Annotated in this window: 12 protein-coding genes; 6 read left to right on the top strand and 6 right to left on the bottom strand. The window is 69.8% G+C overall.

What is annotated here, in order from left to right:
- Positions 1–2: 2 nt before the first annotated feature.
- Positions 3–1,640 (bottom strand): acyl-CoA synthetase, encoded by a 1,638-nt coding sequence (locus AC6LKG_RS20155; RefSeq protein WP_498167359.1) that lies wholly within the window; start codon positions 1,638–1,640, stop codon positions 3–5.
- Positions 1,641–2,100: 460 nt separating this feature from the next.
- Here AC6LKG_RS20155 and AC6LKG_RS20150 point away from each other — a divergent pair, with 460 nt between their 5' ends.
- Positions 2,101–2,811 carry a Crp/Fnr family transcriptional regulator gene (locus AC6LKG_RS20150; RefSeq protein ID WP_498167357.1) on the top strand — a complete coding sequence of 237 codons (711 nt, stop codon included), beginning with the start codon at positions 2,101–2,103 and terminating at the stop codon, positions 2,809–2,811.
- Positions 2,812–2,853: 42 nt separating this feature from the next.
- Here AC6LKG_RS20150 and AC6LKG_RS20145 read toward each other — a convergent pair whose 3' ends face one another.
- Together AC6LKG_RS20145 and AC6LKG_RS20140 are read right to left on the bottom strand one after the other, a co-directional pair.
- The gene (locus AC6LKG_RS20145; protein WP_498167355.1) at positions 2,854–3,555 is read right to left on the bottom strand and encodes an aspartate/glutamate racemase family protein; all 702 of its coding nucleotides are present in this window, start codon (positions 3,553–3,555) and stop codon (positions 2,854–2,856) included.
- A 16-nt stretch (positions 3,556–3,571) separates the two neighbouring features.
- On the bottom strand, positions 3,572–4,027 hold the full coding sequence (locus AC6LKG_RS20140; protein ID WP_498167352.1) for a MarR family winged helix-turn-helix transcriptional regulator: 456 nt from the start codon (positions 4,025–4,027) through the stop codon (positions 3,572–3,574).
- Positions 4,028–4,284: 257 nt separating this feature from the next.
- On the opposite strand from AC6LKG_RS20140, the gene aceE reads away from it, so the two are divergent.
- Positions 4,285–6,942 carry a pyruvate dehydrogenase (acetyl-transferring), homodimeric type gene (gene aceE, locus AC6LKG_RS20135; protein ID WP_498167351.1) on the top strand — a complete coding sequence of 886 codons (2,658 nt, stop codon included), beginning with the start codon at positions 4,285–4,287 and terminating at the stop codon, positions 6,940–6,942.
- A gap of 8 nt (positions 6,943–6,950) precedes the next feature.
- Here aceE and AC6LKG_RS20130 read toward each other — a convergent pair whose 3' ends face one another.
- Positions 6,951–7,574 carry a LysE family translocator gene (locus tag AC6LKG_RS20130; RefSeq protein ID WP_498167348.1) on the bottom strand — a complete coding sequence of 208 codons (624 nt, stop codon included), beginning with the start codon at positions 7,572–7,574 and terminating at the stop codon, positions 6,951–6,953.
- Between the two features lie 211 nt (positions 7,575–7,785).
- On the opposite strand from AC6LKG_RS20130, the gene gorA reads away from it, so the two are divergent.
- Positions 7,786–9,144 carry a glutathione-disulfide reductase gene (gorA, locus tag AC6LKG_RS20125; RefSeq protein ID WP_498167345.1) on the top strand — a complete coding sequence of 453 codons (1,359 nt, stop codon included), beginning with the start codon at positions 7,786–7,788 and terminating at the stop codon, positions 9,142–9,144.
- Between the two features lie 63 nt (positions 9,145–9,207).
- Here the strand turns inward: gorA and AC6LKG_RS20120 are convergent, their stop codons facing one another.
- Positions 9,208–10,038, bottom strand: a complete 831-nt coding sequence (locus AC6LKG_RS20120; RefSeq protein ID WP_498167343.1) for a DUF72 domain-containing protein — start codon at positions 10,036–10,038, stop codon at positions 9,208–9,210.
- 299 nt (positions 10,039–10,337) lie between these two features.
- Between AC6LKG_RS20120 and AC6LKG_RS20115 the strand changes: the two genes are divergently transcribed.
- On the top strand, positions 10,338–10,970 hold the full coding sequence (locus AC6LKG_RS20115) for a LysE family translocator (RefSeq protein ID WP_498167340.1): 633 nt from the start codon (positions 10,338–10,340) through the stop codon (positions 10,968–10,970).
- Between the two features lie 97 nt (positions 10,971–11,067).
- On the opposite strand, the gene pdxR is transcribed toward AC6LKG_RS20115, so the two are convergent.
- Complete coding sequence (pdxR, locus tag AC6LKG_RS20110; protein WP_498167337.1) at positions 11,068–12,609, bottom strand: MocR-like pyridoxine biosynthesis transcription factor PdxR; 1,542 nt, start codon at positions 12,607–12,609, stop codon at positions 11,068–11,070.
- Between the two features lie 112 nt (positions 12,610–12,721).
- Here pdxR and AC6LKG_RS20105 point away from each other — a divergent pair, with 112 nt between their 5' ends.
- Both AC6LKG_RS20105 and AC6LKG_RS20100 read left to right on the top strand, forming a co-directional pair.
- Positions 12,722–13,456 (top strand): GNAT family N-acetyltransferase, encoded by a 735-nt coding sequence (locus AC6LKG_RS20105; protein ID WP_498167335.1) that lies wholly within the window; start codon positions 12,722–12,724, stop codon positions 13,454–13,456.
- Complete coding sequence (locus tag AC6LKG_RS20100) at positions 13,447–14,334, top strand: DMT family transporter (protein ID WP_498167333.1); 888 nt, start codon at positions 13,447–13,449, stop codon at positions 14,332–14,334. The genes AC6LKG_RS20105 and AC6LKG_RS20100 overlap by 10 nt, the downstream gene beginning before the upstream one ends.
- The last annotated feature ends 53 nt before the right edge of the window (positions 14,335–14,387 follow it).

Genomic DNA, 14,387 nt, shown 5'->3' with positions numbered 1-14,387 from the left:
AATCAGGTGGCGTCGATGGCGCGGGTGGAACCCACCGCGGCGCGCAGTTCGAATTTCTGGATCTTGCCGGTCGAGGTCTTGGGCAGTTCGCCAAAGCGCACCGCGCGCGGCACCTTGAAGCCGGGCAGCAGCAGCTTGCAGTGCGCGATGATCTCTTCGGCGGTGGCGCTGTGGCCGGGCTTGAGTTCGACGAAGGCGCAGGGCGTCTCGCCCCATTTGGGGTCGGGCATGGCCACCACCGCCACGGCGGCCACGGCCGGATGGCGGTAGAGGGCGTCCTCGACCTCGATGCTGGAGATGTTCTCGCCGCCGGAGATGATGATGTCCTTGCTGCGGTCCTTGATGCGGATGTAGCCGTCGGGCGTCATCACGCCCAGGTCGCCGGTGTGGAACCAGCCGCCGCTGAAGGCCTCGTCGGTGGCGCGTTCGTTCTTCAGGTAGCCCTTCATGCAGATGTTGCCGCGGAACATGATCTCACCCACGGTCTGCTCGTCGGCCGGCACTTCCTCCATGGTGTCGGGGTTGCGCACCGAGACGCCGGCCTGCAGGTGGTAGCGCACGCCCTGGCGCGCGGTCAGCAGCGCGCGCTGCTCGTCCTCCAGGTCGTTCCAGGCTTCCTGCGGGGCGCACACGGCGGCCGGGCCGTAGACTTCGGTCAGGCCATAAACGTGGGTCAGCTCGAAGCCGATTTCCTTCATCTTGGCGATCACCGCCGGCGCGGGCGCGGCGCCGGCCACCATGGTGCGCACGGTGTGGCTGATGCCGGCGCGCAGCTCGGCCGGCGCGTTGGCCAGCGCGCTTTGCACGATGGGCGCGCCGCAGTAGTGGGTCACGCCCTCGGCGCGGATCAGGTCGAACACGGTCTTGGGATCGAATTTGCGCAGGCAGACGTTGACGCCGGCGCGCGCCGCCACGGTCCAGGCGAAGCACCAGCCGTTGCAGTGGAACAGCGGCAGCGTCCACAGGTAGACCGGATGCTTGGGCATGTCCCATTCGAGGATGTTGCTGACGGCGTTCAGATACGCGCCGCGGTAGTGGTAGACCACGCCCTTGGGATCGCCGGTGGTGCCGGAGGTGTAGTTCAGCGCGATCGCGTCCCATTCGTCGGCCGGCGGGCGCCAGTCGAACGTGGCGGGGGCGGCGGCCAGGAAGGCCTCGTAGTCGGTGGCGCCGGGCAGGGTGGCCGGGGCGCCGTCCAGGTCGTGCACCGAGATCACTTTCAGGTGCGGGAATTCGGCGCGGGCGCGCTGCGCCAGCTCGGCGTATTCGGTGTCGACGATCAGCGCGCGGGCTTCGCCGTGGCCCAGCATGAACAGCACGCTGGGCGTATCCAGGCGCGTGTTGAGGGTGTTGAGCACGGCGCCCAGCATCGGCACGCCGAAGTGCGCCTCGACCATGGCGGGAATGTTCGGCAGCATCACCGCCACCGTGTCGCCGCGCTGGACGCCGGCGGCGGCCAGCGCGCCGGCCAGGCGTTGCGCGCGTTCGTAGGTCTGGGCCCAGGTGCGGCGCACGGCGCCGTGCACCACGGCCAGGCGGTTGCCATAGACCTGCGCGGCGCGGGCGATGAAGTCGACCGGGGTGAGGGGCTCGTAGTTGGCGTCACGGCGTGCCAGGCCGTGGTCGAACAGGCTGCTCATGCTTGTCTCCTGTGGGGCGCGGGGGCGCCCGGATATGCTTTTGTGCGGGAAACTTGATCTGGATCGCCGGTTTGATCGTGGATGCGAATCCCGCTGCTTGCCAGGGGGCACCAACCTTCACAGGAGCCTCGCATGAGTGCCAAAATGAGCGACTATCAAGGCGCGAAGCGCAGTCGTGGCGGGACCACGGCGAGCATTCGCAACGTAGAGAGGCGCTCATTTTGGCGCTCACCCTACGGGCAGGCAGGTAATCGGCCGCCAGGCGTCGTTGCGCTCACCTTGCGTGGCAAAGCCACGCGGCGGCGACCACGCCTGGCCTGGCGGCCGATTACCTGCCTGTGCGAGGCTCCTGTGAAGGTTGGTGCCCCCTAGCTTATCGGCCGCCGGAAAATGGTGTCTGTCGCCTGCATGACAGACCTTTTTCCGGGCGTCCAATCCGCAGTTTTACACGGTTCTTTCCATGTCCGATGTTTCAAACATTGTTTCCCCGACCGAGCTGGCCGGACTGCTGCGCGGCTGCGCCTGGTTCACCGCGCTGGACGCGCCGCACCAGGAGTTGGTGCTGGCCACGGCGCGCGCCGAACATGTGGCCAGCGGCGCCTGGATCGCGCGCCGCAACGCGCCGTCGGATTACTGGCTGGGGGTGCACAGCGGCCTGCTGAAGCTGGCGATCTACAACGAGTCGGGGCGCAGTTGCACGTTCTCGGGAGTGCCGCCGGGCGGCTGGTTCGGCGAGGGCAGCGTCATCAAGCGCGAGCTGCGCAAGTACGACGTGGTGGCGATCCAGCCGTCGCTGGTGCTGCTGGTGCCGGCCGCCACCTTCCATGCGCTGCTGGCCGCCAGCCTGCCGTTCTCGCATTTCGTCATCGGCCAGCTGAACGACCGCATGGGCGAGTTCATCGCCTCGATCCAGAACCATCGCCTGCTGGACGCCGATGCGCGCGTGGCGCAGTCGCTGGCGCAACTGTTCAACCCGCAGTTGTATCCGTCCACCGACCTGACGCTGGCGATTTCACAGGAAGAACTGGGCTACCTGACCGGCCTGTCGCGCCAGCGCGTCAACCAGGCGCTGCAGACGCTGGCGGACCAGGGGGTGCTGGCGCTGTCGTACAACCAGATCAAGGTGGTGGATTTGGATCGCCTGCGCCAGTACGGGCTGGACCAGCTCTGACCCCGGGCGGGGCCCGGAGGGCGCGGGACGCCAGTTCAGGCGTCAGGCCAGCGCGCGGTCCAGGGCGGCGCGCGCCAGGATGCGGGTCGAGTCCAGCGTCGGCAAGACGCAGTTGGCGTCGTTCAGCACCAGCGGCAGTTCGGTGCAGCCCAGCACCACCGCGTCGCAGCCGGCATCGCGCAACCGCGCCACCACGCCTTGCAGCAAGGCCACTGATTCGGGCTTGAAGACGCCGTAGACCAGTTCGTTCATGATGACGCGCGCCAGCAGGTCACGGTCGGCCGGCGCGGGGCGCACGAAGTCCAGGCCGCGCGCCTGCAGTTTGTCGGGGTAGACCTGGCTGTCGACCAGCCAGCGCGTCCCCAGGATGCCGATGCGGCGCAGCCCGCGCGCGGCAGCCCGGGCGGCGACCTCCTCGGCGATGTGCAGCCACGGCAGCGGCGATTGCGGCAGCACGTGGCCCAGGGCCTGGTGGATGGTGTTGTCGGGGCAGATCAGGAAATCCGCGCCGGCGCGCGCCAGCCGGTCGGCGGAGGTCCGCATCAGCGCGCCGACGCCGGCCAGGTCATTGCGCTCCAGGCACGCCACGTAGTCCGCCAGCGACAGGCTGTGCAGCGACACCTCGGGGTGCGCGTGCGGCCCCAGGCGCTGCGCGCCTTCGGCGCAGATCGTGCGGTAGCAGAGCGCCGCGCCCTCGGCCGAGCAGGCGACGATGCCGATGTGCAGGGGCGGACGGGCGGGCATGCGGACTCCGTGGCGGTCAGGTCGTGGTTCTGGACAAGGCCCGCACGTGGCGGGCGATCTGGCGGAACTGCTCGGCCATGGCGTCCTGCTGCGCCGGCGGCAGTTGCGACAGGAACAGTTCGTCAATGGCCGGGCCATACACCTTCCACATCTTGCGGCGCAGCGCCAGGCCTTGCGGCGTGATGCGGGCGTAGGTGGCGCGGCGGTCCTCGTCGGAACGGAAGCGCTCGACCAGCCCGGCGGCCTCGATGCGGTCCATCAGGCGCGTCAGGTTGTAGCGCGCGATGACCATGCGCTCGGCCATCTCGAACATGCGCGCGGTGCCGTCTGGCGCGCGTTCCAGCGCCCACAGCGCGTCGTACCACGCCAGCGGCGGCAGGCCGGCGGCGGACAGTCGTTTTTCGATCTCTTCCACCACCAGCGCATGCGCGGTGAGAAAGAGGCTCCACGCGTCGGGCTTGCCCGTGGCCATGCGGTCGCTTCCTTTTCCAGGGATTTCGTTGTCCCGGATTGTAGAGGCCCGGCGGCCGTGGCGCGCGGCGGGCGGGCCGTCACGCGCATTCATGCCGCGCGCGAGCCGCCATTTTCCTTAATAGTTGCACTTGCAATTGTTCGAAAACCTCCCTACGATTGCAATTGCACATTATGCAAATGCAATTCACGATGTGAAATGATGGCGCCGACCTTTCCGTGTCCAGGCGCCGCTTGCGCACCACAAGGAGGATGCCCATGGAACCCGAGATCGACTGCGTCGACATCGACCCCGAAGAAACCAGCGAGTGGCTGGACGCGATGCAGGCGGTGCTGGCGCACGAAGGCCTGCCGCGCACGCACTACCTGCTGGACCGCCTGATCGAGCAGGACCGCGCCCGCAGCGGCGGCTATGCCGCGGCCGGCGTCACGCCCTACGTCAACACCATCGGCCTGCCGGCCCAGGCGCCGTTCCCCGGCGACACCCGCATCGAGGCGCGGCTGGATGCCTACCTGCGCTGGAACGCCATGGCCATGGTGCTGCGCGCCGGCAAGCATTCGGGCGTGGGCGGGCACATCGCCACCTACGCCTCGGCCACCACGCTGTACGAAACCGGCTACCGCCATTTCTTCCGCGCCGCCACGCCGGACTACCTGGGCGACATGCTCTACATCCAGGGCCATTCGGCGCCCGGCATCTACGCCCGCGCCTACCTGGAAGGGCGCCTGTCCGAAGCGGAGCTGGACCGCTTCCGCCGCGAGATCGGCGGCGGGCTGGCGTCGTATCCGCACCCGCGCACCATGCCCGGCTTCTGGCAGTTCCCGACCGTGTCGATGGGCCTGGGCCCGTTGATGGCGGCCTACCAGGCGCGCTACATGCGCTACCTGGAAGACCGCGGCCTGATCGCGGCGCAGGACCGGCGCGTCTGGGGCTTCCTGGGCGACGGCGAGCAGGACCAGCCCGAGACGCTGGCGGCCGTCGCCATGGCCGGCCGCGAAAAACTCGACAACCTGATCTTCGTGGTCAACTGCAACCTGCAGCGCCTGGACGGCCCGGTGCGCGGCAACGCCAAGATCATCCAGGAGCTGGAAAGCGTCTATCGCGGCGCCGGCTGGAACGTCATCAAGGTGATCTGGGGCGGCGGCTGGGACGCGCTGCTGGCGCAGGACCACGACGGCCGCCTGCGGCGCCGCATGATGGAATGCGTGGACGGCGAATACCAGGTCTTCAAGGCGCGCGGCGGCGCCTATGTGCGCGAACACTTCTTCGGGGCCGACCCGGTGCTGCTGGAACGCGTGGCGCACCTGAGCGACGAGGAGATCGGCGCGCTCAATCGCGGCGGCCACGATCCGGTCAAGATGCACGCCGCCTACGCCGCGGCGCTGGCGCATCGCGGCCAGCCCACGGTGATCCTGGCCAAGACGGTCAAGGGTTACGGCATGGGCGCGGCCGGCGAGGCCGCCAACACCAACCACCAGCAGAAGAAGATGGCCGACCCGGCGGTGCGCGCCTACCGCGACCGCTTCGACCTGCCGGTGCCGGACGAGCGCCTGGAGGATATCCCGTACATCAAGCCGGAACCCGGCAGCCCCGAACAGGCCTACCTGGAAGCCGCCATCCGCCGCGCCGGCGGCCACCTGCCGCTGCGTCCGGCCGGCCCCGGCCCGCAGGCCACGCCGGGCCTGGAAGCCTTTGCCGCGCACCTGAAGGGCAGCGACGGCCGCGAATTCTCCACCACCATGGCGTTCGTGCGCATCCTGGCGCAACTGCTCAAGGACCCGCAGATCGGCGCGCGCGTGGTGCCCATCGTGCCCGACGAATCGCGCACCTTCGGCATGGACGGCATGTTCCGCCAGGTCGGCATCTATTCGCACGTGGGCCAGTTGTACACGCCGCAGGACGCCGACCAGCTCAGCGTCTACCGCGAGGACCGGCGCGGCCAGATCCTGCAGGAAGGCATCAACGAGTCGGGCGCCATGGCCTCGTGGATCGCCGCCGCCACCGCCTACAGCACCCACGGCGTGGCAACGATTCCGTTCTACATCTTCTATTCGATGTTCGGCTTCCAGCGCGTTGGCGACCTGGCCTGGGCGGCCGGCGACATCCGCGCGCGCGGCTTCCTGCTGGGCGCGACCTCGGGCCGCACCACGCTGGAAGGCGAGGGCCTGCAGCACGACGACGGCCACAGCCACGTGCTGGCCTCGGTGATCCCGTCGTGCATTGCCTACGACCCGGCCTATGCCTACGAGATCGCCGTGATCGTGCAGGACGGCATGCGCCGCATGTACCAGGAGGAAGAAGACATCTTCTACTACCTGACGCTGATCAACGAGAAGACCGCGCATCCGCCGATGCCGGAAGGCGCCCAGGCCGGCATCCTCAAGGGCATGTACCGGCTGCGCGAGGGCGCGCCGGGCGAGCGGCGCGCGCAACTGCTGGGCAGCGGCGCCATCCTGGGCGAGACCCTGGCCGCCGCCGACCTGCTGCAACAGGACTTCGGCGTGGCGGCCGACGTCTGGAGCGTCACCAGCTATGCCGAGCTGCGCCGCGATGGCCAGGAGACCGAGCGCTGGAATCGCCTGCATCCGCTGGACGCGGCGCGCCAGGGCTTCGTCCAGACGAGCCTGGCCGATACGCGGGGGCCGGTGATCGCGGCCACCGACTACATGAAAACCGTGGCCGAACAGATCCGGCCTTTCGTCGGGCGCCGTTATGTGACGCTGGGCACCGACGGCTTCGGCCGTTCGGACACGCGCCAGGCGCTGCGGGCGTTCTTCGAGGTGGACCGGCACCATATCGTGCTGGCCACGCTCAAGGCCTTGGCGGACGAGGGCGCATTGCCGGCCGAGCGGGCGGCCGAGGCGATCCGGCGTTACGGCCTGGATCCGGAAGCGGCGTCGGCGGCCTTGCCTTGAAGTAGGTGTCAGGCGCGACGCGCCAGCAATGCCCAGACTCCGGCGGCCGACAACAGTGTGCCGCCGCCCAGGTTGAAGCCGCGCTGCGCGCGCGGCGACGCCAGCAGGCGGCGCGCCGAGCCGGCGAACAGGGCGTAGGCGGCGGCGTTGATGCCCGCGCAGGTCACGAAGGTGGCCGACAGCATCCACAGTTGGCGCGTGACGTCGCCGGCCGGGTCGATGAACTGCGGCAGGAAGGCCACGAAGAAGATGATGCCCTTGGGGTTCAGCGCCGTCACCAGGTAGGTGTTGGCGAACAGCTTCCAGCGCGATCCGGCCGCGCCGGCCTGCGGCAGCGTGGCGGGCGAAACGCCGGCGCGCAGCAGCTTGAAGCCCAGGTACAGCAGGTAAAGGCCACCCACGGTCTTGACCACGGTGAACCAGAAGGCCGACGCCGACAGCAGCGCGCCCAGGCCCAGCAGCGACAGCGCCAGGGCGGTGGAGTCGCCCAGCGCCACCGCCAGCACCAGCGGCAGGCGGGCGCGCTTGCCATGGGTCAGGGAATAGCTGATGACGGTCAGGATGGTGGGGCCGGGCAGCATCAGCAGCAGGGCGGATGCGCCAAGGAAGGCCAACCAGGTTTCAAGCGACATGGGATGTGCTCCGGTGAGGCGGGGCGACAACGGCGCCCCAGGCGGTCACTGTAGCCCAAGGCAGCGCGTCTGTGGTGCCCGCGGCGAAATCCGACGCCGCGACGGCCTGCCGATAGCAGGGGCAAGCCGGCGGCCACCGGCGCACTGGTGCAAAATAGCGCTTCTCCCGACAGTGAACGCGTCCCGGCAGCGGGACGGCGAAGGAAACACCATGGCATTCGATTTCGACCTGTTTGTGATCGGCGCGGGCTCCGGCGGCGTGCGCGCGGCCCGCTTCGCGGCCGGTTTCGGCGCGCGCGTGGCGGTGGCCGAAAGCCGCTACCTGGGCGGCACCTGCGTCAACGTGGGCTGCGTGCCCAAGAAGCTGCTGGTCTACGGCGCCCACTACAGCGAAGACTTCGAGCAGGCCCACGGCTTCGGCTGGAGCGTGGACGAACCCCGCTTCGACTGGCCCACGCTGATCGCCAACAAGAACCGCGAGATCGAGCGTCTTAACGGCATTTACCGCAACCTGCTGGTCAATAGCGGCGTCACGCTGCTGGAAGCCCACGCCCGTATCAAGGACCCGCACACCGTCGAGGTCGATGGCAAGTCCTATACCGCCGCCCACATCCTGGTGGCCACCGGCGGCTGGCCGCAGGTGCCGGACATCCCCGGCAAGGAACACGCCATCACCTCGAACGAGGCCTTCTTCCTGAAGGCGCTGCCGCGCCGGGTGCTGGTGGTGGGCGGCGGCTACATCGCGGTCGAGTTCGCCTCCATCTTCAACGGCATGGGCGCGCAGACCACCCAGGTCTACCGCGGCCCGCTGTTCCTGCGCGGTTTCGACCAGGCGGTGCGCGAGCACCTGCGCGATGAACTGGTCAAGAAGGGCATCGACCTGAAGTTCGACGCCGACGTGGCGCGCATCGACAAGCGCGCCGACGGCACCCTGGCCGCCACCCTCAAGGACGGCAGCGTGATCGAGACCGATTGCGTGTTCTACGCCACCGGCCGCCGGCCGATGCTGGACAACCTGGGCCTGGAGAACACCGGCGTCAAGCTGGATGAGAAGGGCTTCATCGCGGTGGACGACGAATACCGCACCAGCGAACCGTCGATCCTGGCGCTGGGCGACGTCATCGGCCGCGTGCCGCTGACGCCGGTGGCGCTGGCCGAGGGCATGGCGGTGGCGCGCCGCCTGTTCCGCCCCGAGGAATACCGCAAGGTCGACTACAAGCTGATCCCGACCGCCGTGTTCAGCCTGCCCAACATCGGCACCGTCGGCATGACCACCGAAGAGGCGCGCGCCGCCGGCCACACGGTCAAGCTGTTCGAAAGCCGCTTCCGCCCCATGAAGCTGACGCTGACCGAATCGCAGGAAAAGACCCTGATGAAGCTGATCGTCGACGCCGACACCGACAAGGTGCTGGGCGTGCACATGGTCGGCCCGGAAGCCGGCGAGATCGTGCAGGGCATCGCCATCGCGCTCAAGGCCGGCGCCACCAAGCGCGTGTTCGACGACACCATCGGCATCCACCCGACCGCGGCCGAAGAGTTCGTGACGCTGCGCACGCCGGTCGCCGGCTGAGGCGGTTGCCGGCCTGGCCGGGGCCGGCCTGGGGCGCCACGCCAGGCCGGCATGGCGCGCCGGCTACAGTCGTTCGATCATGGCGCGCGCCGCCGCCGGCGCGCGTTCCTTGGCGCCGTTGATGAAAAACGCGAATACATCGCGCGGGCGCGCCGCGGCGGCGGGCTTGCGCGCGTCCACCCGCGGCAGGTCGGCCGGGTCGCCGCCGCGCGCCCAGGTATTCAGGCGCTCTGCCCACGCATCCAGCACCTTGGGCGCATAGCCGGCCTTGAAGGCGGTGCTGGCGCGCATCAGCCGCGCGTAGACGAAATCGGCGCTGCGGTCGGCCAGCGACGGGAAGTCCTCGCTGTCGGTGTAGACCGTGGCCACGCCGTGGCGCCGCGCCAGCGCCAGGTAGGCCTGGCAGGCGAAGCTGGCGTGACGCACGTCCATCACGTGGCGCAGCGGCAGGCCGTCGACCTGGTCCGGCAGCAGCGCCAGGAAAGCGCCGAAGTCCTCGGCGTCGAACGCCTTGGTGGGCGCGAACTGCCACACGATCGGCCCCAGCTTGGGACCCAGTTCGGCGATGCCGCCGTGCACGAAGCGGTGCACGGATTCGCCGGCGCCGGCCAGCTCGCGCCGGTTGGTGGCGTAGCGCGAGGCCTTGAGCGAGAACACGAAATCATCGGGCGTTTCATCGCGCCATTTGGCGAAGGTGGCCGGCTTCTGGCTGCTGTAATAGGTGCCGTTGATCTCGATGGCGGTGAGCTGCCGGCTGGCGTATTCGAGCTCGCGCGCGTGCGGCAGGCCTTCGGGGTAGAAGGGGCCGCGCCACGGCGCGTAGGTCCAGCCGCCGATGCCGACGCGGATGGCGCCGGCGCGCGGGACGGCGGGGGAGGGATGTCGTGGTGGCATGGGCGGACCTTTCCTGGGACGTGTCGACAGTCAACGGCGCCGCGCGCGGGCCCTGCGGGCGGGGCGATCCGACCACTGTATCCCGGTACGGCCGCCACTCCCATCCGGCCACATTTAATTGCGGCGCGGCTGTTGTATCCGGGCCGCGCCGCGGGCCGTCGCCGCCCGCTCGGTGCGGCCTGCGGCGGGCGCGCAACACGCGCGTCGCGGCCGCGAGAAATCCCGCTGTTCCGATACAGATTTCAGATAACGTGGTGCATCTTCCCCCCCCACCACCGACCGGCCCGCGCCGGCGCATCATGCCCGACATCGCCAATCTCCTGACGTTCGCCCTGGTCGCCCTGGGCATGGTGCTCACGCCCGGGCCCAACATGATCTACCTGGTGTCGCGCTCGATTTCCCAAGGCCCCAAGGCCGGCCTGATTTCGCTGTCCGGCGTGGCGGTGGGTTTCGTCTTCTACGTGCTGTGCGCGGCCTTCGGCCTGACCGTGCTGCTGATGTCGGTGCCTTATGCCTACGATGCGCTGCGCTTCGGCGGCGCGTTTTACCTGCTGTACCTGGCCTGGCAGGCGGTGCGCCCGGGCGGCCGCTCGCCGTTCCAGGTGCGCGAGTTGCCGGCCAGCAGTGCGCGCACGCTGTTCACGATGGGCCTGGTGACCAATCTGCTCAATCCCAAGATCGCGGTGCTGTACGTGTCGCTGCTGCCGCAATTCATCCAACCCGACCACGGCAGCGTGTTCGCCCAGTCGCTCGCGCTGGGGTTGACGCAGGTGGCCATCAGCCTGTCGGTCAATGCCGCCATCGCCCTCATGGCCGGCTCCATCGCCGGTTTCCTGGCGGGCCGGCCGCTGTGGATCGCGATCCAGCGCTGGCTGATGGGCACCGTGCTGGCCGGCCTGGCCGTGCGCATGGCGCTGGATTCGCGCCGCTGAAACGGGGCGTTGCGCCACCGCGCCCTGGCGCTTCCGGTCTGCTGCACCCGGCAAGCCGTCGGCCACGGATCGGGGCCGTCGGGCCGCCGGCCGCGATTCAGGCGCGCAGCGCCGCCGCCAGCTTGCCCAACTGCCGGACCAGCGCCGGAAAGCGGTCGGCGCCGGTGTTGCCGTAGCCGATCACCAGGCCATTGTCCTGTGGCCGGGGGGCGATGGCGAAGGCCGACAGGGCATTGGGATTCATGCCAAGCCTGCGGGCCTGTTCGACGATGGCGCGGTCCGGCACCTCGGGCGGTAGCCGCACCGTCAGGTGCAGGCCGCTATGGCCGCCCAGCACTTCGTGATCGATGCCCAGGTGCTGTGCCAGCGCCTCGCGCAGGGCCGCCTGGCGCTCGCGGTACAGGCGCCGCATGCGGCCCAAGTGGCGCGAGAACTGGCCGTTTTCGATGAAGGCGGCCATGGTCAGTTGTTCCAGCCGGTGGCCGCCGCGCAGCATCTCGGTGATCGACGGCATGGCCGGTTCGGCGATCGCCTCGGGCAGCACCAGGAAGCCGAGCCGCAGCGCCGGGAACATGGTCTTGCTGAAGGTGCCGACATACAGCACCGGGGCGTCCGGCAGCAGTCCCTGCATCGCGGCGATGGGCTCGCCCTGGTGGCGGAATTCGCTGTCGTAGTCGTCTTCGATGATCCAGGCGCCAGCGCGGCGCGCCCGCGCCAGCAAGTCGAGCCGGCGCGCCAGCGACAGCACGGCGCCGGTCGGGTACTGGTGCGTCGGCGTGGTCTGGATCAGGCGCGGCGGCCGGGTGCGCCAGTCGTCCTCGGTAATGGCGATGCCGTCGCCGTCGACCCGCATCGCCACCACATTCAGGTCGCCAGCGTGGAAGGCGGACTTGGCGCCGCGGTAGCCGGGCTCCTCCAGCCAGGCGGTGTCGCCCGGATTGGTCAGCAGTTGCACGCATAGCGCCAGCGCGCCCTGTGCCCCCTCGGTGATGACAATGCGCGAGGCGTTGCAGCGCACGCCGCGCGATACCCGCAGATACTGGGCAATGGCTTCGCGCAGGGCCGGCTCGCCGGCCGGCGGGCCATAGGCGAGCGTGGCGGCGGGGGCGGCCTGCAGCGCCCGGTCCTGGGCCCGGCGCCAGGCATTGATGGGAAACTGCGTCAGCGCCGGCGTGCCGGGCGTGAGCGGCAGCGAGCCGTCGTTGGGGGCGCGCGTCGAGACGATGCGCGACAGCCGCGTGGCGGTGCGCAAGGCCGGCGCGTCGGCTGTGCCCGACTGTCCGGCCGCTTGCGCGGCGGCTTGCCGCAAGGCCTGTTTGGCGGCGCTGGCGGCGGCGGCCGACAAGGGCGCCACGCGGGTGCCCTGGCGGTCGGCGACGACATAGCCTTCGGCGGTCAGTTGCTCGTAGGCGATCAGCACCGTATTGCGCGAGATGTCCAGTTCGTCGGCCAGCACGCGCGAGGCCGGCAGCTTGCCGCCGGCGGGCAGTTGGCCCGCCAGGATGGCCTGCTTGAGCCGCTGGATAAGTTGGCGCTGGCGCGGCAGGGCACCCGGCCCGCGCGCCAGGGGGCTGGAGAGCAGGGCGGCTGGATCGGTCATGGCTCTATTAAATAAATGGAACGTGGTGCTTTTTATCATGCCACGCTTTGGCTATTGTGAGCCTGTGCCAGAGGGGGCCGGCGTCACGGCATTCCCCTGGCGGGCGTCCGTCGCTGGCGGCGGCGTCCCCAACCTGGAGAGGCCTCGCAGCATGCAACCCCGCGTCAACGCATTCGAACAACCCGTCGGCCCCGACCTGCCCGGCTGGACCCCGCGCCCGCGCCCGCCCGTGGCGCCCGCTAAGGGCCGATATTGCCGGCTGGAGCCGCTGTCGGCCGAGCGCCACGCGGCGGACCTGTATGCCGCTTTCAGCCAGGCGCCCGACGGCCGTGACTGGACCTACATGAGCGTCGGCCCGTTCGCCGACGCCGCCGCCTACCGCCAGTTCGCCGAGCAGGCGCAGGCCCATGCCGTCAGCGATCCCATGCACCATGCGGTCATCGACCTGGCCAGCGGCCGCGCGATCGGCTCGCTGTCGCTGATGCGCATCGACCCGGCCAACGGCGTGATCGAAGTCGGTTTCGTGGCGTTCTCGCCGCTGCTCAAGCGCACCCGTATCGCCACCGAGGCGCAGTTCCTGTTGATGCGCCGCGCCTTCGACGAGCTGGGCTACCGCCGCTACGAATGGAAGTGCGACAGCCTGAACGCGCCGTCGCGCGCCGCCGCCGCGCGGCTGGGTTTCCAGTTTGAAGGCATCTTCCGCCAGGCCACGGTCTACAAGGGCCGCAGCCGCGACACCGCCTGGTTCTCCATCATCGACAGTGAATGGCCGGCGCTGCGCGCCGCCTACGAAAGCTGGCTCGATCCCGCCAACTTCGACGCCGAAGGCAACCAGCGCCAGGGCCTGGCCGACCTGATCGCCCGGGAAAGGGCCGCGTGCGCCTGATCCCGGTTGCGCTGGCGCTGTTCTGGGGCTTGAACTGGCCGGCGGTCAAGATCGTGCTGTCGATCTGTCCGCCGTTCACCCTGCGGCTGCTGGGCCTGGGCAGCGGCGCCGTGCTGCTGCTGGTCCTGGCGCGCGCCAAGGGCTTGCCGCTATTGCCGCCGCGCGCCTCGTGGCGGGGCATCGTCATCGGCGGCATCCTGGCCGTGGCGGTGTTCAACCTGGCGGTGGCCTGGGCCCAGCTCAGCACCAGCACTTCGCGCGCCGCGGTGCTGACCTTCACCATGCCGATGATGTCGGCGCTGCTGGCCTGGGCCGTGCTGGGCGAACGGCTGGACCGCCGCCGCGGCCTGGCGCTGTTGTTGGGCGGGCTGGGCGTGGCGGTGCTGGCCTGGCCGGTGCTGCGCGCCATCTTCGCCGATCACGACCTGGCCGCCGCGCGCGGCCTGGCGTTTCCGCTCACCGCCGCCTTCGGGTGGGCCGCCGGCACGGTCTACCTGAAGCGCTGGCCGGTGATGGGACACCGCATCGTGGTGACGGCGTGGCAACTGGCGGTGGGCGCGGCCTGCGCGCTGGCCGGCGTGCTGCTGGCGGGCGAGACCTTTCCAACGCAGGGCTGGAGCCCGCGGGTGGCGGCAGCGCTGACGTTCCACATCGTGCTGGGCACGGCGGTGGCGTATTGGCTGTGGTTCGTGCTGAGCGAACGGGTCAGCGCCACGGTGGCGGCCCTGACCACGCTGATGGTGCCGGTGGTCGGCGTGCTGGGCGCGATGGCGCTGGTGGGCGATCGCCCCGCCGTGGCCGACTGGTGGGGCTTCGCGCTGGTGCTGGCGGGGGCGGCGCTGATCGTCTTGGACCTGGGGGGCCCGCCTCCGGCCTGAAGGGCCGGCCGGGCGGACGAGCGTGGTGCTTAATTACATTCGCGCAGTCGAGG

The organism is Achromobacter sp. 46006 (assembly GCF_059761975.1).
Note: the sequence above shows the minus strand (reverse complement) of the source record. Positions and strands in the feature narration are given on the sequence as shown.

What these genes read in the sequence shown, in the direction of transcription:
- AC6LKG_RS20150 (WP_498167357.1), top strand. Translation starts at nt 2,101, where the DNA reads ATGTCCGATGTTTCAAACATTGTTTCCCCGACCGAGCTGGCCGGACTG.
- AC6LKG_RS20115 (WP_498167340.1), top strand. Translation starts at nt 10,338, where the DNA reads ATGCCCGACATCGCCAATCTCCTGACGTTCGCCCTGGTCGCCCTGGGC.
- AC6LKG_RS20105 (WP_498167335.1), top strand. Translation starts at nt 12,722, where the DNA reads ATGCAACCCCGCGTCAACGCATTCGAACAACCCGTCGGCCCCGACCTG.
- AC6LKG_RS20120 (WP_498167343.1), bottom strand. Translation starts at nt 10,038, where the DNA reads ATGCCACCACGACATCCCTCCCCCGCCGTCCCGCGCGCCGGCGCCATC.
- AC6LKG_RS20140 (WP_498167352.1), bottom strand. Translation starts at nt 4,027, where the DNA reads ATGGCCACGGGCAAGCCCGACGCGTGGAGCCTCTTTCTCACCGCGCAT.
- AC6LKG_RS20130 (WP_498167348.1), bottom strand. Translation starts at nt 7,574, where the DNA reads ATGTCGCTTGAAACCTGGTTGGCCTTCCTTGGCGCATCCGCCCTGCTG.
- AC6LKG_RS20155 (WP_498167359.1), bottom strand. Translation starts at nt 1,640, where the DNA reads ATGAGCAGCCTGTTCGACCACGGCCTGGCACGCCGTGACGCCAACTAC.
- gorA (WP_498167345.1), top strand. Translation starts at nt 7,786, where the DNA reads ATGGCATTCGATTTCGACCTGTTTGTGATCGGCGCGGGCTCCGGCGGC.
- AC6LKG_RS20145 (WP_498167355.1), bottom strand. Translation starts at nt 3,555, where the DNA reads ATGCCCGCCCGTCCGCCCCTGCACATCGGCATCGTCGCCTGCTCGGCC.
- aceE (WP_498167351.1), top strand. Translation starts at nt 4,285, where the DNA reads ATGGAACCCGAGATCGACTGCGTCGACATCGACCCCGAAGAAACCAGC.
- pdxR (WP_498167337.1), bottom strand. Translation starts at nt 12,609, where the DNA reads ATGATAAAAAGCACCACGTTCCATTTATTTAATAGAGCCATGACCGAT.